The sequence below is a fragment of the Algoriphagus zhangzhouensis genome (assembly GCF_900148515.1).
Classification (GTDB): domain Bacteria; phylum Bacteroidota; class Bacteroidia; order Cytophagales; family Cyclobacteriaceae; genus Algoriphagus; species Algoriphagus zhangzhouensis.
On sequence record NZ_FRXN01000002.1, the window covers coordinates 330,006 to 352,693 of the forward strand.

Consider the following 22,688-nt stretch of genomic DNA (forward strand, 5'->3'; position numbering starts at 1 on the left):
CATTTTAAACTTTCCTTCATTCACTATCCGTCTAGAGTCTTTCTGTCAACCGGAAAAAATGCCCCTGATACAATCTGGAGCTTGGGCTATTTGGAATAAAAAACTCATCATACTAGGAGGAAGGATTGAAGGCTTCCATGGACTCAATCAACTTCAAAATGTATTTGGCCAAAATAAGGTCAATAAATCCATTTGGGCTGTTGATCTGGAGACTTTTGATTCCCAAGAGCTTAAACTAGATCCAGAATCTAAAAAATGGGAGCAGCTTTTCTCCTCCAATATGCAATTTGAGCAAGATGAGAACATACTGTACATCGTTGGAGGATATGGTGCAAAAAGTTCAAAAGATAAAAGAAGCGATGATACGTTTGACTCTCTAATCGCATTTGACCTCGATAAATTACTTGTAGCGATCGACCAGAATTCAGATCCCAGCAAAGCTGTATTGATCAATACCTGTGACCCTCATTTAAAAGTAACCGGAGGAGAATTACTCAAGATTGACGATCTTTTTTATCTCAGCTTTGGACAATGTTTCGACGGAGTATATGACCCTGGAAAAACAGGTTTGTATACTGGTGCCATTAGGACTTTTCGAATCAAAAAAAATAAAATAGAGTTGGTCCAAGAAATAAAAGACTCTCAGCTTCACAGGAGAGATTTAAATGTGGTAAAAATCCACCAAGCAAAAAAGACCATACTTGCGGGACTGGGAGGTGTTTTTGACAAAAATGGAAATGGTTATTCTCATCCAGTTTATTTAGACCCAAGTGGAAAATCCCCCTCAATTCAGATGGATGACTTGAAACAAGTAACTAACCACTACAATTGCGCAAAAGCCTCAATCTATGACTCTGCATCCGACACATGCATAACGGTACTCATGGGAGGAATTGGACAGAATCAATTTCACCAGGAAACTAACACCTGGGAAAATGGAGATCGTGGAGCAAAGATTCCATTTGTAAAAAGTATTACGCAGTTGATATATTCCAAAGGAAAAATGTACCAGCATATCCAGACTCCTCCATCTGAGCCAGAAATGCCAGATTTTCTCGGAGCCAATGCCATCTTTATCCCAGATCCCAAATGGGTAAGTCAGGACTTTTTTATTGATTATGGCAAACTGACTGAAAAAGAAACCATCATCGGACTTTTCTACGGGGGGATTCAATCCCAAAAACCAACTTCCAGCACCATATATCCAACTAAAGTGAATGATCAGATTTACAGGGTAATCTTAGAGAAAAATGAATCTCAATATTTTAGCCAATTGACGAAAATTCAAACTCCATAAAGTCTAATGTTTTTCTCCAGATGATCTCATTTTTTAGAAAAATCCGCCATTCCCTACTTCAGGAAAATCGATTCACTCGGTACTTAGCTTATGCTCTTGGAGAGATATTGTTGGTAGTCATCGGAATCCTGATTGCCTTGAGTGTCAATAATTGGAACGAGGATAGAAAGGATAGAATCTTCGAAAAGAAAATGCTTAGAGCGGCAAAAACAGGACTGGATCAAGACTTAGACTTTTTTGAAAATCATTTAATCGGCTTTCGGTTAAAAACTCAGGCCGAAGCTGCAGATTTTTTTAATCGGTATTATCTCTCCGAAAAAATCGACTTAGACTCCATTAACTATCACTTTGCCAACTTGGCTTATTCATTTCAATACTCATATAACAGAGGCCCTTTCGAAGCTATCAAAAGTGCTGGTCTAGATAAAATATCCAATGACAGTATCCGGGAAGGCATAACCTTTCTATTTGATTTTTATCACCCTCGGATGCAAGGACTTTGTAATCTCGGAATAGAGTACCGGCTAAGGGAAATCCAAAGGATTCGGAAAACTTTTGAAGTTAATAGAAGTTTTATCATAGTAGATTCAAGTATCGTTTATCAACCTCCCGTACCTAGTAATATCCAAATACTTGACGATCTAGACTTTATTCACATGGTCGGACTCTCATATCATGATGCAGAAGTTCAAACCAACAATCTAAGTCAAGTAGTCATTAAGATGAAAGACTTAAAAGAAATGATAGAAAGGGATTTGGCAAACCATTAAATTAGAATAAACTACTTTTTCATTTCTTCCCATCTCTCTTTCATTTTATCTAGGCTCTCTTCTAGGGATTCCACTGCTTGAATTGTTTGATTGGTAGGTTCTACATCTGCCGATTGGATCAATGTGAGCATAAATAGAAATTTATTCTGAAGGCCAACCAATGTTTCCTCATCGGCATCCATTTCATAGATGCTGCCATACATGGTGTCCTGCATTCCCGCACTTCCATTTCCTCTAAATTTCATTTGTGCTGCAGTAGGACTTGGTATTCCATCAATCATATCTACAATTTCCTGAAGCTCCAAATAGCCATTATAACAATCCAAGCTTAGGCCTGTTTGCATTTTCAATGCCTGTGGAGAAATGGAAACCCGAGGGTCCATGACAATCTCAATTGGTTTTTCGGAAACATCACCGTCAACCGTTAATCGAACTTGGTATGTCCCTGGGGCGACAAATGGACCAACTGGACCATTCGGTGTATTTTTGTAAACAGCTGCTATGGAGAAGCCCTGTCTTGCACCTTTAGGAGGTTCATAACGCAAGTCCCAAACATAGCGATGGTGTCCAGGTGAAAGACCCAATTTTTGATCTGGTCTAATCCAATAAGTCGGATGAGGAAGAGAGGTGGAGTCAATCTTAGGAGGCTCATCGGTACTTGAATAAGTTCGAATGACATGCCCTTGATTATCCAAAATTTCCAACTTTACATTTTGTGCATTTTCTCCCAAATGGTAATCCAAAATTGCCCCTTCAGGTGGATTTTGACCTGTCGGTTCCTCTGGAGGCAGAGGAGTATCTGAGAACATATTCCCTCTCACCCGAATTGCTTTGGAAGGAGAGTATAAAAATGACTTCTCTCTACTTGAATTGGCTAATTCCCTCAAAGGAGCAATATTATCTAAAATCCAGGCTGATCTTCCATGAGTTCCTACCACCAAATCATTTTCATGGATTACCAAATCACGAACAGAACTGGCAGGCATGTTATTTCTTAAAGATTGCCAACTTTCTCCATTGTCAATGGAAAAATACACTTCCCGCTCAGTTCCGGCATAGAGCAAGCCTTCTTTTTTTGGATCTTCCCGAACTACATTCACTGGACCATTGGGATTCAAGCCCTTTGTAATCAAATCCCAAGTTTTGCCGCCATCCTGTGTTCGGTAGATATACGGAGTCATGTTGTCCTTGCGAATTGCATTGATAGCTATGAAAGCTGTATTCTCATCAAAATGACTGGCATCGATTTGAGAAACCTTATCCCAAGAACTCATCGCTGGAGGAGTTACTTCTTCCCAATTGGTCCCTCCGTTTTTAGTAACATGAACACGACCATCATCAGTACCAGCCCAAATCACATCCACATTCAAAGGAGATGGCCCTATGGAATAAATAACCCCTCTTCTGGCCATGGTTTCCATTTCTGGAGTCTTATAATGACCGATACTAGCAGGCAAATCTGGCTGTTCATAGGTCAAATCAGGACTTATGATTTCCCAATTTTGGCCCCCATTTTTGGTTTTCCAAAGAACATTGGTGCCAAAAAGAAGCATTTCTTCATCTGCTGGGTGAAATAGCAAAGGCATTGTTCTTACATAGCGGTAATCTCCAGTTCGAAGAGCTTCCGGTGCCACATTAGTAGCTTGTCCAGTTCTCTTGTCAAATCTCGTCACTCGCCCTCCATAAATGATATTTGAATCCTTGGGATCAGGTGCGACATAGGCATATTCATCAGCACCGACTCCCATAAATTCACGAAAACTGATTTGACCTCCATCACCGCGGCTGGCAATTCCTATAGCGCCACTTTCTTGCTGACCACCATATACCCAATAAGGGAAGGCATTGTCGGTTGCCACATGGTATAATTGTGTGGTGGGCTGATTATACCAGGAACTCCAAGTTCGACCTGCATTTACAGTGATCACAGCTCCCTGATCTGCTACAAAAAGCATGATATCCGGATTGATTGGATTGATCCAAATCCGGTGGTAATCATCCCCACCTGGAGCACCTTTCAAGGACGACCAAGTTTTGCCGCCATCTCCAGAGGTATAGGAAGCCACATTTGCCACATAGATTCTATCTGGATTTTTTGGATGGATTTTGATCTCCGCGAAGTCCCCTCCTCTACCCCAGAGTCTCCTGTCTTTGTGTATCAATGTCCAGCTTTCACCACCGTCCGTACTTTTATAGATTCCTCCATTCTGACGTGCATCTACAGTTGCAAACATGATTTTGGAATCACCTTGGAATATCCCAATACCAATTCTACCTAAACCTTGAGCAGCATCTGGAAGTCCATTGGTTATTTTTTTCCAATTCTTTCCTCCGTCCGTACTTTTATATAATCCGCTATTGGGCCCTGTGAAAGCCGCATTTTCCCAAGGACCTTCCTGATGCTCCCACATATCTGCGAAAAGTATCTCTGGATTATTTGGGTCAAACTCTACTTGAATTGCTCCTGTGTTTTCATTGATATAAAGAACCTTTTCCCAAGTATCTCCTCCGTCGATTGTTTTAAAAACCCCTCTTTCCTCATTGGCTCCATAGGGGTGACCAAGCCCAGCTACGAAAACTATATCTGGATTGCTCGGATGGACAATCAATCTACCAACCTGTTGGATATCGCTCAGACCTTTATGGATCCAAGTTTTTCCACCATCTACACTTTTAAAAATCCCATCTCCAACTCCCAAATCAGGTCTATGCAAGCCCTCACCACTTCCCACATAAATGATATCTGGATTGCTCAAAGCCACTGCAATATCCCCTACAGAACCTGTGGGTGCATCATCGAAAATCGGGAACCAAGTCCGTCCAAAGTCATCTGTTTTCCATACACCGCCATTGTTTACCCCCATGAAAAAGACATTGGGCTGATCAGGAATCCCAACTCCACCGACCGTTCGGCTGGCACGAAATGGGCCTATCATTCTATAGTCTAGTTCCTGATAGGAAGATTTTGGAATCTGTTGACCATAAAGAATAGAAAACGAGAAGGTTAAGACAATTAGAAAAAATTGACGGATATTAGGAATGATAGTCATTTTTATAGAAATGGTTTACCTATTTTAATTAATCTATTGTTGAAAACCAATCAAAAAAGTCCTTGACGTGTACCATTTTATACTTTAAAATCGAGATTCTTTTTCCTTTCTGATATGATGACCTTTTTAAGAAAAATCCGACAAAGACTTCTCTCCCAAAATCGGGTCTCCCGATACCTTGCCTATGCTGTTGGGGAAATTCTACTAGTTATGATCGGTATCCTTTTAGCACTTCAAGTGAATAATTGGAATGATTCGAGAAAAAATCAAGTAGAAAAAACCACTCTATTGAAAGCCATGATGCAGGAGTTTCAAGGTAACCTTGAAAGAATTAAAAACCACAGAGAGGAATTGGTCCTTAGAAATAAATATGGCCTAGCTGTTCTCAATATTTCTGCTGGTCAGCAATCCAATATACCAATGGATTCGGTACGGTATTATGCCTCCATGTTGATTTTCCCACAGACACCATTGCTTACCAAATCCACGATAGAGGAAGCCGTTTCATCTGGGAAATTTGGAATGCTCGATAGCGAACTGGCCATACAGCTATCCATGTATCTTGATTATTTAGAAGGATTCCGGGATATGAACAATGGATTAAGACAAAACGAAACTGCCCATGATTTTATAAAGATGGGAGCCTTTGACAGAATTTTTATAGACTACTTCCCTGATAAAAAAGCAGTAATACATCCAGAATTCAAATTAGACGATGCCGCATTTTCCAGTTTTATCCAATCAGCTGAAACATACAGCGTATTGACAAAACTTTACATGGAAAACACTTCCCAAGAACTTTGGATCCAAGCAATAGAAGAAACGCTAGAAAAGTCTCTAGAGGAAATCGAAAAAAGTCTAAACCCTTAAGCCATGCTTTCCTTCTTCCGAAAAATCCACCAAAAACTTCTTTCTCAGAATAGGGTAACTCAATACCTAGCCTATGCAATCGGTGAAATCATCTTGGTAGTCATCGGGATTTTGATTGCATTACAGGTTAATAATTGGAATGAGAATCGAAAGAATGGAGAAATCGAACATAAAGTACGTCTGAATTAACTTTTAAAAACAAATCAAAATTTAAACCATGGGAATATTTTGGGATCTAATCCAACAAAGCCAAATCCACGATCAAAAATCAAAAGCTGAAACTCTTGAGATCCGAGTTAGAAACCTGGAAAGAGAACTCTACCAGACTAGGGAAATCTTGATAAAAATACTGAAAATCCTTGAAGAGCAAACCGGAAAGGATATAAACGGGGACGGAAAAATCGGATAAATGAAAGAAAATTTGAATTCTGGCTTTAAGACAACCCAAACAGAATAAAAAATTAGTAGATTATTCAGATACATTCTCTGATGAATGAACTCCATTGAGATAGCCCTTCAATAACCATTATAAGTATGAGAAGTCTTCTGACATTCACCTTTTTGATTTTAATCCAATTTTCAACTTTTGGCCAAGGGCCTGGGCAACTTGATCGGAAAATTGAAGCTCTTCAAAATAAATTTGAAACAGCAAGTTCGGATTCTGTCAAAAAGGCAACGGTTGAGGAGTTGATGAAACAGAAGATCGAAAAAAGTCTCATCACTACAAATGTTGGAGACTATGCTAATGCCTATGTTGAATTTCGTCAATTATTCGAATTCTGGGGTTCTGATGAAGTAAAAGACCTTTTTAGCCATTCAGAAAGTGACGAGAAAGAATATCAAAGTATTCTTTCCACTTTGATATTCAACTACGGTCATTTGATGGGTGTCACTGGCAATATCAATGAACAACTCATCCAATATAGAAGGGCATTTCGGATAGCAAGAAAAGAGAGAGATTTTCAAAACATGGTATTTGCTATTTCTGGAATGGCCATGATCCATCTTTCCAATGGAGAAATCGACTCCGCCAAGAATAAGATGGAAAGGTTTTCATCCATTCCAGCAGAATTCTATACTGATAAAAACTCTTCTGATATTCTTTTCCTTGAGGGCATGATCAAAATCCGAACTGAGGATGCTGAAGGTGCCAAGGAATCCTTTGAAAAAGGACTTCAAGTTGCAAAAAAAGAATCCTATATCGTTGGGCTCACCACCAATAGCATTGGGCTATCCAAGGCCTATACAGCTTTGGATGCAAAAGATTCCAGTCTCTATTATGGCCTTCAGACACTGAGATACCTTCGGAGAATCCGGGAGATCCAATTATTCAGAATGGACATTTCGACTGCCTACGAAAATTTATTTGAACATTTTTCACATTTCAATCAACCCGACAGTGCCTATAAATACCTGGAGTTGGCATTTTATGAGAAAAGGAAGTTTACAGAGCAAAACATAAAAAATCTTGCTGCTTTTCAGGAAGTTTTGTTGGAAAGAGAAAAAAAACTAAGCACAATAGAAACTGAGAAGCTTGAGCTACAAAATCAATATCGCACCAATTTCCTCCTTACCATTTTGGCTGTTTTAATGTTGCTCGGTGGAATCTTGATTTATAGTTACAGGCAAAAAAACAAGGACAATAAACTCCTCGCCATGCAGAAAGAGGAAATCCAATCAACATTGGAACAACTGAAATCAACCCAGGCTCAGCTGATTCAATCAGAAAAGATGGCCTCCCTCGGTGAACTCACAGCCGGGATAGCTCATGAAATTCAAAACCCACTCAATTTTGTCAATAACTTTTCTGAACTCAGCTCTGAACTGATTGATGAAATGAATGAGGAAATCGAAAGTGGAGATATGGAAGAGGTCAAAGCCATTTCTCAAGATCTCAAAGAAAACCTCAAAAAAATCAATAACCACGGAAAAAGAGCCGGTTCAATTATTCGTGGGATGTTGGAACACAGCCGCAAATCAGATGGCCACAAAGAGCTTACTGACATCAATAAATTAGTAGACGAAAGCTTAAGGCTGAGTTTTCATGGACTCCGTGCTAAAGATAAAGATTTCAATGCTGGTTATAAATTGAACCTAGATCCGGATTTGCCCCAACTGAATGTCATCAGTCAGGATCTCAGTCGGGTTTTGCTCAATTTGATCAACAATGCATTTTATGCAACTACTCAAAAGTCGAAAAATGAGAATGGAGATTATCAACCAGAAGTAATAGTTACAACCAAAAAGGTCACTTCGGGGGTGCAAATTTCAGTAAAGGACAATGGAAGCGGGATTCCTGACTCTATCAAAGAAAAAATCTTCCAACCATTTTTTACAACCAAACCAACTGGTGAAGGGACTGGGTTAGGATTAAGCCTAAGCTATGATATCATAACAAAGGGTCATGGAGGAGAGATAAAAGTGCTAAGTCAAGAAGGGCAATGGACTGAATTTTTAATCCTGATCCCAGACACTTCAAAGGCATAAAACACAATACAAACTGCAAAAAAATTACCACATCCCGTTATTTTTCAAGCATTTAAATCGTCTTAGTTGAAATAGATTTTGTATTTTGTTTTCACCAAGCAGATTACAACCAACTAAAATCCGAAAACAAGCCTTCACTTAGTTCTGATAGACTTTTTTCAAAGATTACCACGAGTTTCAATTATTCTGATTTTTCACTAGATCCTGGTGAAGAGGCTTTTCCTGTTTTTTGAATTAGCCAATTCATCATATCTGCATCTATTTTAGAATGAGTCCAAACCCAAGGGAACGAGTACAAGAAGCACTGGATATTTATTACCGTTATTGGGAAAGGTATCTTACAGGAAATCAGGAAGAGTTTACGGAGCTCATTGATGACGCTTATGAATTGATAGGCACTTCCGAAAGCGAAATCTGTCATAACAAGGCGGAAGGAATCGATTTTTTTAAGTCTCAAAAAGATGAGATCGTTGGAGTAACAGAGATGAGAAACAGAAAGGTTATCACTAAGGACCTTGAGAATATGGTGCTCATTTTAGAAGACTGTGACCTTTATATTTTTTCTGAAACGGGGTGGTCCCTTTATTCAGCTCTCCGCTTATCTACACTAATGCGACTCACGGACTCAGGCTGGAAAGTCTCTCAGCAGCATGGCTCTTTTCCAGATTATCGGGTACATGAAGGAGAGACACTGGCAATTGAAAAAATCACCAAAGAAAACCTAGAGCTGAAAGATGCTGTCAAACGAAGAACCCTGGAGCTTGAATCCAAAAATCGGGAACTGGAGATTCAAAACTCTCTAGAGCGAATAAGGGGATTAGTAGCGGCTATGAAAAAGTCTCAGGACCTTTTGGAAATCATGGTGATAATGAGGAGTGAGTTTGTAGGTCTGGGCCATGAAGCGCATTATTTCTGGCATATGCGATGGTTGCCTGAGAGATACGAAAAAGCGATGACCTCTGGTGATGGTAGTCAAATCGGAATGGTAATGACCTTACCTAGGCAGATCCATGGCGATATACTAGAAGTTGCTGAATGGGAAAAAGGAAGCGATCCAATCTTTGTGTTGGCGATGGATACAGAATCAGCAGTGGACTATGTTCATAAAATGGTCACTTGGGGCGATTTCGAAAAAATTGATCCACAGGCTCCGACCCTGGATGACATTCGTCATATAGGAGGACTAACCTTTGTGATGGCACGAACCTCCCATGGTGAAATTGGCTATAGTCTTCCGGGAACGGTACCAAATCCTCCACAAGAAGACATGAATACTTTGGCTCGTTTTGCCAAGGTTTTTGACCTGGCCTATAAACGGTTTGAAGACTTAAGAAAAGCTGAAGAGCAAGCAAGAGAGGGGCAAATTGAAGTTGCTTTAGAGCGTGTGAGGACTTCTGCTATGGCAATGAGACATAGCGATGATTTGGTAAACTGTACCAAGGTGGTTTTTGATGAACTTGAGAAACTTGAGCTCAATATGGAGAGGAGTGGTATAGGCATTTTCAACAAAGAAAACCAAGACTGTCAGCTCTATACTACTGTAGTCAATCCGAAGGGAAAAAAGGAATTAAGTCTAGGAGTAACTTCATTGACCATCCATCCTATGCTCATTCAAACTTTTGAAGCATGGGAAAATCAAAAGGCATTGTCTTATACTTTAGAAGGAAAAGATCTTAAGGATTACTATGATATTGTATCACACAGTGATTTTATTCTCTCAGATGAGGTTCTTAGAAAATCCTCCGCTCTATCAAGGGAGTATTATCATTATTCTCCATTTAGTGCTGGAGGCTTATACTTTTTCTCTGACGTTGAACCCAATCCTGAAGACAAAAGGATATTAAAACGATTCGCAGAAGTTTTTGATCTCACTTATACCCGTTTCCTCGATTTACAAAAAGCTGAAGCGCAAGCTAGAGAATCTCAAATTGAAGCCGCTTTAGAAAGGGTCCGAAGCCGCACCATGGCTATGCATCGAAGTGATGAATTGGAAGATGCCTCTGTTTTATTGGAAGAAGAAGTTAGAAAATTGGGAATCCAGACTTGGGGATGTGCTTTTCACATTTATGATGAAACATCCACTGACGATGTCCCTTGGGATTTAGAATGGTTTACCTCTGCGGGAGGCATGTTGCCATTTTATAAGACTCCAAGAGAGTATATGTTTCTCCGATATTATGAATACAGTAAAAAAGGGAAGCCTCTTTACATCGAGGAATTCGGCCCTGATGTAATAGAAAGCCATTACGATTATCTCAAATCTTTACCTGTATTAGGAGAGGCTTTAAAAGAGCTGTCAGCAAATGGAGTCCCTCTTCCTCCAAGACAATATGATCATGTTGCCTACTTTAAACATGGGCATTTATTGTTCATTACTTATGAGCCCGTTCCTGATGCTCATGATATTTTTATTCGCTTCGCAAAAGTCTTTGATCAAACCTATACCCGCTTCCTAGACTTACAAAAGGCTGAAGCGCAAGCAGAAGAAGCCCAAATAGAGTTGTCTCTCGAACGCATCAGAGCCCAAGTCACTGCCATGAGAGAATCTACAGACTTGTTTGATATAGTAGTAAACATGAGAAAGGAGTTTGTCTCACTAGGTCATGAAGCGGATTATTTCTGGCATATGAGATGGCTAGAGAAGTCCTATGAAATGTCTATGACTTCAGAAGATGGGAATCGTATCGGGATGGTCATTTCCTTACCAAAACAAGTTCATGAAAGTTATCCTGAATTAGCTAATTGGGAAACCGGAAATAAACCAAGCTATGTGATGGCGCTCAATGGCGAGGAAGCTTGGAGGTACCTTGAAAATATGAATACCCACGGTCACTATGAGCAAGCAGACCCCAACGCACCTACCAAAGATGAAATTCTTCAAATTGGGGGACTCACATTTATACTTGCCCGAACCAGTCATGGTGAGATTGGATTTAGTTTGGCTGGTGAGATACCAAATCCACCTCAAGAATCTATCGACACTTTAGTTCGATTTGCCGGGGTATTTGATCTGGCCTACAAACGTTTTGAGGATTTAAAAAAAGCAGAAGCAAATGCACAGAAAGCAGCGAAAGACTTAATTGTAATCAAAGAAGCCAAGAAAAAAGCAGAAAAGGCTTTAATAGAACTCAAGGCAGCTCAGGAGCAACTCATTCAGCAAGAAAAGCTCGCCAGCTTAGGACAATTGACTGCGGGAATTGCTCACGAGATCAAAAACCCACTGAACTTTGTCAACAATTTTTCGGAGCTCAGCACAGAGCTAATTGATGAAGTTTTTGATGAGTTGGGAAACCTAGAATCCTCAGACACCAAAGAGGAAATCATAGCAATTTTGGAAGATGTCAAAAGCAATTTGGTGAAAGTTCATGAGCATGGATCCCGAGCAGATAGCATCGTCAAATCCATGCTTCAACATAGTCGATCCTCTGGCACCAAGTTGGAATCCAAAGAGATCAATCCAATTATCAAGGAATTTGTAAACCTGGCTTTTCACGGCATGAGAGCGGGAAAAAACCCAATAAATGTTACGATTGATTTGCAGTTGGATGAGCATGTGGGAGAGCTTCAAATTATCTCCGAAGATTTTTCAAGAGTGATTTTAAACCTCTGCAACAACGCCTTTGACGCGATGCGAGACAAGCTGAATTCGGTAGGAGCAAGCAATTATGAGGCAAAGCTTAGAGTGATCACCAAGGCTTCAAAAAATGCCATTCAAATTGACATTCAAGACAATGGCCCCGGTATCCCCAAAGAGATTCGAGACAAGGTTTTACAGCCATTTTTCACCACCAAAAAAGGAACGGAAGGAACAGGATTGGGGCTTTCCATTTCACACGACATCATCAAAGCCCATGGTGGAGAGATCAAAATTAAATCATCAGAGGAAGGCAAGGGCACTACTTTTCACTTATTGTTTCCCAAAACATAATCAACCATGAAAAAATACCTTCTAACTATTATTTGTTTGGGATTTGTATTTGCAAAAGCCTCGAAGGCTTTTTCCCAAGAGATCCAACTGGAGACCATTTCGATTTCCAACGGGCTTGCATCCCAACAAGTGATGGCTATCAAACAGGATCGTTTTGGACTACTTTGGTTTGGCACTTCAAATGGGCTTCAGCGCTTTGATGGCTACAATTGGAAGACCTATAGAAATATCATAGGCAACCCGAACAGCATCCAAAACAACATTATCTATGATATTGAGGAAGATTCCTTGCAAAACTTATGGCTTGGTAATCACCTAGGAATTACCTATTTCGATCGAGCAAAAAACACATTTAAGAATTATAATCTTGACTATACTTTTCAAGCCGTCGGAATTGGGCGAACCATACAGGTACTTCAAGATTCTCAAGGACGAGTATGGGCTGCCAATTTGGGAATGGGAATCCTACAATTTAACCCAGAAACTGATGTTTGGGAGACAGCCGCCTATGCCAATATCAATGGAAAACCGGCAATACACTCCTCTCTTTCTGTGTTTGTTTATGAGGACAAAAAAGGCGGAATATGGGGAGGCTCTACTGTGTATGGATTGATGCATCTACCGAAGGGAGCTTCTGAATTCAGCGTGGTCAAATTCGATAGTGAAAACACCTTTAACAGCGGCGAAAATAGCATTTCCGAGATTTATGAGGATAAAGATGGCATATTCTGGATCACTAGCCTGCAAGGTGTATACAAATATGATGTATTAAAAAATTCTCTTCGAGAAATCATATCCTATGAAGTGGGCCATGAAGACATTGCCACCTATTTAAACTCTATTCTGGAGGACCCCGATGGCAATATTTGGATCCTCAACAATTTTCGAGGCGTACTCAAATTCGAAGGCAATAGTGATCAATACACCGAAGTGTTGATTCCAGGTAACCGAAAGATGAATTCAGGAAATTGGACCCATAGATTCACCGAAATGATAATCGATCGTAGTGGGATTTTTTGGTTTGGTTCTTATTCCAATGGACTTTTCAAATATGACCCAGTCAATCAACCCTTTAAATACTATGGACATGACCCGAAAAACCCAAAATCATTGAGCTCAGGAGGTACTTTCGGAATATTTGCATCCCAAATCAATCCGGGGAAAGTCTTTATTGGAACGCGAGGAAATGGGTTGAATATTTTTAATGAATCTGATGAAAGTGTCGAAAAAGTAAATTTCTCCAGCTCCAATGACATGTTTGGCGGTTCGGCAAGATCCATATATGAACAAGCCGACGGTACACTTTGGGTAGGCACCTGGGGTGATGGATTGATCAAGATGGACTCAAGCTACCAAGTACTCAACCGGTACAAGCGAAACCCCGATGGATTAAATCAAGGTTTACCCAATGACCAAGTCAGGGTCATTCGGGAGGATAAACAAGGAAACATATGGATTGGAACCAATGGAGGACTAACCGTACTTAACCCCAATACTGAAAGTTTTACCCAGATCATCAGTCAACACAATCAAACCTACTCTGATGAAATCCTGAAACAAATAAAAACCTGGTTGGAAAATGGACAGGAAATAGCCAGTATCAAACAAGTGAGTCAAAGCGAGGAACTCACCCAAGGATTTGAAATTACTGAAAAAGGCTCCTATTATTTGGTTACTGTAGGTGAAGGAGATGCAGCCAGCATGGCAGATTTTGGCTGGCTGGAAAATTCCTCTGGAGAAACTATCATCGGGATGGAGACCATGGACAACTCTTTATGGGCAGGAGGGGCTGTTAAAAACAGAATGTTGATCGCACCCATGGAATTGAATCCCGGGTCTTATTCTTTGCGGTACACTTCCGATGATAGTCATCACTTCGATAGTTGGAATTCTCCAGAGCCCACATTTTCATCTTTATACGGAATAGCCATATTTAAGCAAGACGAGGAAATAGAAAGCCAATCTACCATCGTAAATGTCAATGAGCAAAATTCCGAAATCATTATTCAGGATGCTAATATCACTGATATAGAAATCGGTGAAAAGTATATCTGGGTAGCCAGCTCCAATGCAGGCGTGACTCGAATTGACCCAGAAACCAACGCTGTGAAATATTATGAAAGTGACCCCTTGGACCCAACTACTTTGAGCAATATACAGGTATACGATGTACTGGAATTCAATGGACAACTTTGGATGGCTACCTATGGAGGCATAAATATTTTGGATATAGACTCAGACGAAATCAATTATTATACTGAACAAGACGGACTACCTTCCAATTTTATTGAAACAGTTTTGCCAGGTGAAAATGGGGAAATGTGGTTCTCAACCCAAAATGGGCTCATCCAAATGATTCGTAGTGAAGTCTTGGATAAAGTAACTTTCATCAATTACAATGAGGATGATGGAATCGGAGGTGAATCCTTTATTTCCTTAGGCGCAGCTAAAACCCCCGATGGGAATTTTTATTTCGGAGGAGATCACGGGATCACGACTTTTTCCATGGTTGCCACCAACAAGACTCCCCCATCTGTGATTATTTCCAACTTATTGCTTTCCAATCTTTCAGTTTACGATATGGGAGAAAATTCACCTTTGGAGGTAGATCTACTCTCTACAGATGCAATAGAACTGAAATTTGACCAGAATGATTTGAGCTTTGAGTTTGCGGCTCTACACTATGCCAATCCCAGCAAAAATCAATATGCTCACATGCTTGAAGGCTTGGACCAAGGCTGGATTTATGACAATCGAAACTTTGCCGCATACACCAATCTGGAACCCGGAACGTACACCTTCAAAGCCATCGCTTCTAATGCCTATGGCATATGGAATGAAGAAGGGAAAAGACTGCAAATCACCATCCTGCCTCCTTGGTGGAAAACCTGGTGGGCATATTTGATTTATCTAGCCCTCGTAATCGGAATTATTTTAGCCGTTTTTGCAATTTTCCGAAGGAGAATCCAGCTGAGGGAGCAAGAGAAAAACAGGTTAAAAGAACTCGCTCATGCAAAAGAAATAGAAAAAGCTTACGCTGATCTCAAGGCTACCCAAGCCCAACTTATTCAATCTGAAAAAATGGCCTCCCTGGGTGAGCTGACTGCTGGTATTGCTCATGAGATCCAGAATCCACTGAATTTTGTTAATAATTTTTCTGAGCTCAGTACTGAGTTACTGGATGAATTAAATGAAGAAGTAGAAAAAGGCGATTTGTCCGAAGTGAAATCTATCTCTGAAGATCTGAAACAAAACTTGCTCAAGATCAATCATCACGGTCGGAGAGCAGGCTTGATAGTCAGGGGAATGTTGGAGCATAGCCGCTCCAGCACCGGAGAAAAAAAACTTACCAATCTCAATGCTTTAGTAGATGAGTTTTTGCGTCTTTCCTACCATGGTCTGCGAGCCAAAGACAAATCTTTCAACTCCAAATTCACCATAGACCAAGACTCCACTATTCCAAAAGTTCAGGTGGCTGCTCAGGACATCGGAAGGGTAATTTTGAATTTAGTCAACAATGCCTTTTATGCAGTCAATGAGAAAACCAAAACGGCAGGAGAAGATTACCAACCTGAAGTAATTGTATCTACCAAAAAGACAGAATCAGGAATAGAAATTTCTGTAGCAGACAATGGCTCAGGTATACCTGATTCCATCAAAGAAAAAATCTTTCAACCCTTCTTCACCACCAAGCCCACTGGTTCTGGAACAGGATTGGGATTAAGCTTGAGCTATGACATTGTGAAAGCACATGGTGGAGAGATCAAAATAGATTCTGAGGAAGGCAAAGGGACTACTTTCATCATCCAATTACCACTGAATTAGATAATTTATGAAAAGATCAAGCATAATTTTTCTTACTAAAAGAACAACCTCGTCAGGTAAAGGAAGTAAACTTTTTTCCTTTTCTTCCATTCTTCTCGGAGTTCTATTTATCTGGATTTTTTTCAGCTGCAATTCATTTGACAGAAAAGTCCCTTTTCCCAAAGAAGAAACGGAATACCCCAAGCCTGTCACCAAAGCTTTTCAATTTACCGAGTCTATCCCAATCCAATGGGACCCGGAACCAAGTTCTCTTGCAATCGAAACTCACAGATTATCTTTGGATGACATCCCATCCACCCCTTTTGATTTGGGAGAGCCTATAAAATTGCAAAATGCATTTGAGGAGAGTCCTTTTGACTGGAATGGATTGCCGGAAACTGATTTCAATCTGGAAAACCTTCCCACTGATACTTTGGAAAACAAAATCATCAAACTTCTACCTCCCAAAGTGATCAATGCAGGCTGGCCTACCTATACCCCACTTGGTTCGAGAGGTGTTTTAGACGCCGATCCAATCGGCTTACCTGGCCCGGCAAGGGCCTACTTGCAAGACCCTTCGGGTGCCCTTTGGATCGGCACTACAAGAGGCCTTTGTCGCTATGACGGAGCATATCTTGAAATCTTTGGTTTGGAACAAGGCCTGCCCAATATTGACATCCTGACTCTTTTCCGAGATAATCAAAATAGAATCTGGATAGGCACCAAAACTGGCATCACCTACATTCTGGATGAGAAAAAAGAATCCATTGAATTATTAGAGAAACTCAACCCCGGCTTTGGTGGTCAGACCTTTAGTATTTACCAAGATGATCAAGGTCTAATTTGGTTTACTGAATTAGGGCAGGGAGTATATATCTACAATCCTGAAAACCACATCGCCAAGCAACTCAAAACAGACCAAGGATTAGTGAATGATCGCACGGTGATGATCCGTCAAGATCAAGAAGGAAACCATTGGATTACAACCATAAATGGAATCAACATCCTGAACCTCCAAAAAAACAAAATCAAGACTCTTAGAGAGGAACAAGGGCTATTTTCCAACTTTTCGCCAGGGTATTTGCAATCCAAATCTGGCGAAATTTGGCTAGCTCAAAGAGGGGGAATCTCTGTTCTTAACCAAGAAAAGAATACCATCAGGTTTTTGGATGCAGAAAAATTCCCATATCCCAACCAATCAGGAAGAGATCTTTCTGGGATGTATGAAGATTCAGAAGGAAAAATCTGGATAGCTACCAATTCCAATTTGGTTTTTGCCCTGGACCCTCAAATGAACCAGGTTGAGAGATTTTTTACAAACCAAGACCCCAGTACAATAATATTTGACTTTCATGAGGATAAAGAAGGCCAAATATGGGTTGGTGGGGATATTGGAGGCACTCCTGTCATCAACAAAAAAACAGGCAAAGTAGGGAGCTATACCGATGCGAATGGCTTAGGTGATGGAGGAGTCTGGTCAAACATTCAAACTCATGATGGAAAGATCTGGGCAGGTTCTACTAATGGCCTCAATATCTATGATCCCGAAACAGGAACGGTTCAATATGTTTCCAGGCAAAATGGATTACAGACAAATAGCGCTTCCTATCTACTAGAAGACCAAAATGGATTGATTTGGATAGGTAGTAATGGGCGTATGTTGGAGGTTCTCGATGTAAAAAACAACAGGATTCTTGTATTAAAAAAAGAGAAGGAAAATCAGCAAATCGGACTAACCATAAGCTACGAGGATCCTGATGGATCCATGTGGGCAGGAACTAGTGATGGAGAATTATTAGTAATCAGCCTCGAGAAAAAAACAATTAAAAAAATCCTGAATGTCCCTGCCTCTTGGGATAAGACCTATATCAATTCCATGCAAAGCGATCATCAAGGGCAACTTTGGATAACCAGCTCTGCAGGAGCCATAATAATCAGCAAAGACCGCAAATCCATGAAATTCCTGAATTCAGATCAAGGTCTAATTGACAACTATGCCACAGCATTGCTTGAGGACTCCAATCAAAACATGTGGATTGCAACCGGTGGAGGCATTAATATCCTCAATTCCTCCCAAGATTCTATGTCCAGCTTGACTATCAATGAAGGACTGGGCGACAATGGCTCTTTCACACTGAATGAGAACAAGGGTAAAATGTTTGTAGGCACCACCAGTGGACTTACCATATTAACTCCTTCAAAAAATAACGAGGCTTTTAATGCAATTACCCTCGGGAAAGAACAAGGCTTGGGAGCAATCGACTTTGCAGAAAACAGCGGCCTATTCACGAAAGATGGAAAGTTTTGGGTGGGAGTCGAAGGAACCATGCTTTTGGTTTTCGATTCCCTTCAAATGAGTGAAGAATCTTCCTCGCCATTGATTGCAGGAATCAATCTATTCGACAAGCCTCTCTATTTCAGAGAGAGATCTACCCTCACTGAGGACAATTATTTGATCCAAAATGAAATCACCTGGGACAGCCTAGAAACCACCTATTACATCCCCATCAATCTAGAGCTTCCATATGATCAGAATTACTTAAGCTTCAACTATTCGGGAATGCAATTGAGCAATCCTGATAAAGTGCGATACAGATACATTCTCGAAGGAATAGATAAGCAATGGAGTCCAATTACTAATAAAACCATAAGCGAAAACTATCGAGACCTTCCTGCTGGAGACTATACTTTCAAAGTTGCCAGCAGAGGAATCAATGGGATCTGGAGTGAACCAGCAGCAATAAGTTTTGTCATCACACCTCCTTGGTGGAAAACTTGGTGGATGTACGCTCTATATTTCATTGCATTTGTGGGGGCTATTTTAGGCTATACGAGACTTCGTTCACAAGCACTGATTCGTCAAAATTTGATATTGGAGGAAAAAGTAAAAATCCGGACAAATGAACTCCGGGAGTCTTTAAACAATCTCAAAGAAACGCAACTCCAACTTATTCAATCTGAAAAAATGGCTTCTTTGGGTGAGCTGACAGCAGGAATTGCCCATGAGATCCAAAACCCTCTCAATTTTGTCAATAATTTCTCCGAAGTCAGCAATGAGCTGATCGATGAAATGAATGAAGAACTCGAAAAAGGAGACCTGGAAGAAGTAAAAGCCATCGCCACTGACCTGAAAGAGAACCTTTCCAAAATCAATCATCATGGCAAAAGGGCCGATTCCATTGTGAAAGGAATGCTCCAACACAGCCGCTCGAATTCAGGAGAAAAAGTCGAAACAAATATCAATTTATTGGCAGATGAATATCTGAGGCTTTCCTATCATGGATTACGAGCCAAGGATAAAAGCTTTAATTCTGACTACAAACTAGAGTTAGACACTGATCTTCCAAAGATAAAGGTGAATCCCCAAGACATAGGAAGGGTAATCTTGAATCTGGTCAATAATGCATTTTATGCGGTCAGCGAAAAAGCAAAAAATGCTGGTGAGGACTTTAAACCCGAGGTAATAGTTTCCACGAAAAAAACTGAGAATGGAATTCAGGTCTCAGTCCACGATAACGGAACTGGAATACCTGATTCCATTAAAAAGAAAATCTTCCTGCCATTCTTCACCACCAAGCCAACAGGTTCGGGAACAGGCCTGGGATTGAGCCTTTCCTATGATATAGTTCAAGCCAATGGAGGCAATCTTTCTGTAGAATCGGAAGAAGGAAAAGGGACGAGTTTTAATATCTTTTTTCCAAAATAAAAGTATTTTTTTAATTATTTAGTTAATCGATAGTATTTTAGGATACCTTTATTTTCAATAACCAACCTTTTTTGAAGAACACATTATTAAAATGAAAAAAATCTTAATCCTGATATTTGGAGTGCTTTTATTTTCTTGTAATGAAAATGAATTTATTGAAAAACCAATAACAAACTCCAAAGAATTAATTCTGAATTCAAATGATCAAATTCCTAAGAATATTACTCAAATCCCCTCAATAATACCTCATTCGGAATTAGAACCATATCGATTAAATACCTACAACTTTACGCCGATTAACGATGTCTCAGGAAATTACTTATTAGAAACCCAATTAATAGATATTTCAAATATCCCTTGTGACACTGAATTGACCAGTATTAGCGATGGCGATTTAACCTTAATTTTTGATAAACCTTTGATCAGAAGAAAGGCCCAAACTACCAGATATTGTACTTGGACTGGCACCTTTGGGTTTTATCCTGATGTAGAAGGTCCTGATCCCTACGTTTTATACTCCCCATTCCAAAATATTGTTGGAATTTCTATCTCTAAACCAGTAACTACCTTGGGATTTGAAATTCAACCTAATTTGAATCATCAAGTATTTGAATTTGAGGTAGAATTTTACAATTCGAATAGAAAAACAGGAAGCATCAAAAGGGAAATTAATGCTGGATGGGGCGGAGCGAAATTATTTGCTGCTGAGACCGAAGAAAAGTTTGACTATGTTATCATAAGATCAGTTTCTGGAGATCCTTATGGTTTCGCAGTTGCGCAATTTCGCTATATACTAAAAGAAATATCTCCGATTACGATTGATTTCAAGCCCGGTAATTGTAACAATACTCTAAATGTAAATTCCAAAGGGGTAATTCCTCTTGCGATTTTGGGCTCTATGGACCTTGATGTGAATAACATCGACCTATCAACCGTTTTTCTTAATGGCGTTTCCCCATCAACTTCCTCCATGGCTGATTTAGCAGGACACTTTGAAAAGCAAGATGCCTGTGATTGTAGTATAATAGGTAAAGACGAAATTATGGATTTGAATCTAAAATTTGACACACAGGCTTTGGTAGAATCTCTTGGAGAGGTAAGTGATGGTGAAAGTGTGGAATTTACCTTAACCTTTGAAACCTTGGACGGCAGAATATGGGAAGGAGAGGATTGTGTTGATATTATTAAGAAAAAATAAAGAAGAAATCTTTCTATACACTTTTAGAATCTAGGATTACATAAAGCTGCTGGATATTTCAAATCAGGCAGCTTTTCCTTTAAATTTTTCAAGAATCCAACTTACTTTTTGACTATGAAAAAAGAGCATGTTTTCATGCTTTTACATAGTCCTTTTTGTATTTTGTAGGGAATTCACAGCATTATCACTCCATTACCCTTGTGAATTTTCAAACGCGTTAACTAGTTATTGTTCACCCATTAAACAGTACCTTTTGATTAGCATGCATTCTTTGTATCTGTCCCACCTTTTTATCAAATAGCTCCTATGGTTTCAACAATTTTATGGCTGTTGCTTATCGCTTTTGTCGGATTTTCTATTGCCTTTATCATCAAAAATGTAACCATCAAAAAAAGAGCACTAGAGAAACTAAAAACGATCAATACTCATGAAATTTCGGATTGGAATGGTGATAAACTGGAATCCAAAAGAAGCCAAATGGATCCTTTGGCGGATGAGACTGTTCAAACAATTATGTCCAAAAGGGAAGAGTTTAAAATCAATCATCTTTTCGAGTCGATTGTAAAAGATCGTGATCAACTTCCTCCAGATACTCCTCAAGAATTAATTGATTATTTCGATAAATCAGCCATACTCCCTGAATGGGCAGATCCAGATCTAATCGCCTTGGGCCAGCAAATTTATTTGAGACACGGAATATGGATAGGCCTTTTACTTTGCTACAAATCTCTCCCAGAATGCTATGCCTGTGCTAGAGGCGCTGAGGTTCTTCATCAAACGGCTCGCCTCAACGAGGAAAATGGCTCTTTGGAGACTTACTCAAGACGAATTGCAGAAACTGCCCAGTTTGTGGTTTTCGCAATGTCTCCAGGAGGCCTGGGAGTAAGAGGAAAAGGACTCCACTCCACCCAAAAAGTCCGATTGATTCATGCTGTAATCCGCTTTTTCCTTAAAAAGCATCACTTCGACACTGAAAAATATAGCGAGCCGATAAACCAAGAGGATCTTGCAGGTACACTGATGTCTTTTTCAGCTTTGATCATAGAAGGGCTTGAAATCATCGGGATCGAATTTGAACCTGTAGAATTGGAGGCATATATCCACTGCTGGAGAGTCGTGGGGCATATTGTCGGCTTGGATGATGATATGATTCCAAAAAATTCTGCGGATGCCCTGAAACTGGGCCACAGTATTTTGGATCGAGAAATGGCACCAAGCGATCATGCAAAAGAATTGGTTCGGGCCCTTCGCGATTTTCAGGACATGAAGTCGAAACCAATTTTAGGTAAAAACTCCAACATTGCCCTGATGAGATTGATGATGGGAAATGAAGTATCCGACCTATTGGGAGTAGAGCCTATTTCTCAGGATAAAATCGATTCCATGCAGCGAAAAATCAAAAGAATCACTTGGGTAGGCGAAATTTTAGACAAGAGTTTGATTTTCTCCATGGTCCTTCAATTCTTAACCAAATTGGGGCTAACCATGATGCTGAGAAGAATGACTAGTGCCGACATTATCAACTTCTACCTTCCTACTTCTTTGACAAGAGATTGGAATTCCCACCAACGAAGATAA

At 40.0% G+C, this 22,688-nt stretch carries 12 protein-coding genes; 11 read left to right on the forward strand and 1 reads right to left on the reverse strand.

Annotated features, from left to right (window positions below; translation table 11 throughout):
* Positions 1-58 precede the first annotated feature (58 nt).
* Both BUF13_RS07400 and BUF13_RS07405 read left to right on the forward strand, forming a co-directional pair.
* Positions 59-1,297: a hypothetical protein gene (locus BUF13_RS07400; protein WP_134204393.1), complete on the forward strand. Its 1,239-nt coding sequence runs from the start codon at positions 59-61 to the stop codon at positions 1,295-1,297.
* Positions 1,298-1,317: 20 nt separating this feature from the next.
* The gene (locus BUF13_RS07405) at positions 1,318-2,067 is read left to right on the forward strand and encodes a DUF6090 family protein (protein WP_073571142.1); all 750 of its coding nucleotides are present in this window, start codon (positions 1,318-1,320) and stop codon (positions 2,065-2,067) included.
* 11 nt (positions 2,068-2,078) lie between these two features.
* Here the strand turns inward: BUF13_RS07405 and BUF13_RS07410 are convergent, their stop codons facing one another.
* Positions 2,079-5,117 (reverse strand): WD40/YVTN/BNR-like repeat-containing protein, encoded by a 3,039-nt coding sequence (locus BUF13_RS07410; protein ID WP_208327365.1) that lies wholly within the window; start codon positions 5,115-5,117, stop codon positions 2,079-2,081.
* Between the two features lie 114 nt (positions 5,118-5,231).
* On the opposite strand from BUF13_RS07410, the gene BUF13_RS07415 reads away from it, so the two are divergent.
* The 9 genes from BUF13_RS07415 to BUF13_RS07455 all read left to right on the forward strand — a co-directional run bounded on the left by BUF13_RS07415 (position 5,232) and on the right by BUF13_RS07455 (position 22,688).
* Positions 5,232-5,987 carry a DUF6090 family protein gene (locus BUF13_RS07415; RefSeq protein WP_073571143.1) on the forward strand — a complete coding sequence of 252 codons (756 nt, stop codon included), beginning with the start codon at positions 5,232-5,234 and terminating at the stop codon, positions 5,985-5,987.
* A 3-nt stretch (positions 5,988-5,990) separates the two neighbouring features.
* A complete protein-coding gene (locus tag BUF13_RS07420) occupies positions 5,991-6,176 on the forward strand; it encodes a DUF6090 family protein (RefSeq protein WP_073571144.1) in 186 nt (61 codons plus the stop codon).
* 28 nt (positions 6,177-6,204) lie between these two features.
* Positions 6,205-6,396, forward strand: a complete 192-nt coding sequence (locus BUF13_RS07425; protein WP_073571145.1) for a hypothetical protein — start codon at positions 6,205-6,207, stop codon at positions 6,394-6,396.
* Between the two features lie 125 nt (positions 6,397-6,521).
* Entirely contained in the window at positions 6,522-8,474 is a 1,953-nt protein-coding gene (locus tag BUF13_RS20460; protein WP_073571146.1) for a sensor histidine kinase, read from the forward strand.
* 268 nt (positions 8,475-8,742) lie between these two features.
* Positions 8,743-12,402 carry an ATP-binding protein gene (locus tag BUF13_RS07435; protein ID WP_073571147.1) on the forward strand — a complete coding sequence of 1,220 codons (3,660 nt, stop codon included), beginning with the start codon at positions 8,743-8,745 and terminating at the stop codon, positions 12,400-12,402.
* A gap of 6 nt (positions 12,403-12,408) precedes the next feature.
* Entirely contained in the window at positions 12,409-16,227 is a 3,819-nt protein-coding gene (locus BUF13_RS07440) for a sensor histidine kinase (protein WP_073571148.1), read from the forward strand.
* A 7-nt stretch (positions 16,228-16,234) separates the two neighbouring features.
* Entirely contained in the window at positions 16,235-19,912 is a 3,678-nt protein-coding gene (locus tag BUF13_RS07445) for a sensor histidine kinase (RefSeq protein WP_073571149.1), read from the forward strand.
* Positions 19,913-20,003: 91 nt separating this feature from the next.
* The gene (locus BUF13_RS07450; RefSeq protein ID WP_073571150.1) at positions 20,004-21,110 is read left to right on the forward strand and encodes a hypothetical protein; all 1,107 of its coding nucleotides are present in this window, start codon (positions 20,004-20,006) and stop codon (positions 21,108-21,110) included.
* Between the two features lie 306 nt (positions 21,111-21,416).
* Positions 21,417-22,688, forward strand: a complete 1,272-nt coding sequence (locus tag BUF13_RS07455; protein ID WP_073571151.1) for an oxygenase MpaB family protein — start codon at positions 21,417-21,419, stop codon at positions 22,686-22,688.

Bases quoted from the DNA above. Each gene is read 5' to 3' on its own strand.
- BUF13_RS07400 (WP_134204393.1), top strand. From the start codon at position 59: ATGCCCCTGATACAATCTGGAGCTTGGGCTATTTGGAATAAAAAACTC.
- BUF13_RS07405 (WP_073571142.1), top strand. From the start codon at position 1,318: ATGATCTCATTTTTTAGAAAAATCCGCCATTCCCTACTTCAGGAAAAT.
- BUF13_RS07410 (WP_208327365.1), bottom strand. From the start codon at position 5,117: ATGACTATCATTCCTAATATCCGTCAATTTTTTCTAATTGTCTTAACC.
- BUF13_RS07415 (WP_073571143.1), top strand. From the start codon at position 5,232: ATGATGACCTTTTTAAGAAAAATCCGACAAAGACTTCTCTCCCAAAAT.
- BUF13_RS07420 (WP_073571144.1), top strand. From the start codon at position 5,991: ATGCTTTCCTTCTTCCGAAAAATCCACCAAAAACTTCTTTCTCAGAAT.
- BUF13_RS07425 (WP_073571145.1), top strand. From the start codon at position 6,205: ATGGGAATATTTTGGGATCTAATCCAACAAAGCCAAATCCACGATCAA.
- BUF13_RS20460 (WP_073571146.1), top strand. From the start codon at position 6,522: ATGAGAAGTCTTCTGACATTCACCTTTTTGATTTTAATCCAATTTTCA.
- BUF13_RS07435 (WP_073571147.1), top strand. From the start codon at position 8,743: ATGAGTCCAAACCCAAGGGAACGAGTACAAGAAGCACTGGATATTTAT.
- BUF13_RS07440 (WP_073571148.1), top strand. From the start codon at position 12,409: ATGAAAAAATACCTTCTAACTATTATTTGTTTGGGATTTGTATTTGCA.
- BUF13_RS07445 (WP_073571149.1), top strand. From the start codon at position 16,235: ATGAAAAGATCAAGCATAATTTTTCTTACTAAAAGAACAACCTCGTCA.
- BUF13_RS07450 (WP_073571150.1), top strand. From the start codon at position 20,004: ATGAAAAAAATCTTAATCCTGATATTTGGAGTGCTTTTATTTTCTTGT.
- BUF13_RS07455 (WP_073571151.1), top strand. From the start codon at position 21,417: ATGGTTTCAACAATTTTATGGCTGTTGCTTATCGCTTTTGTCGGATTT.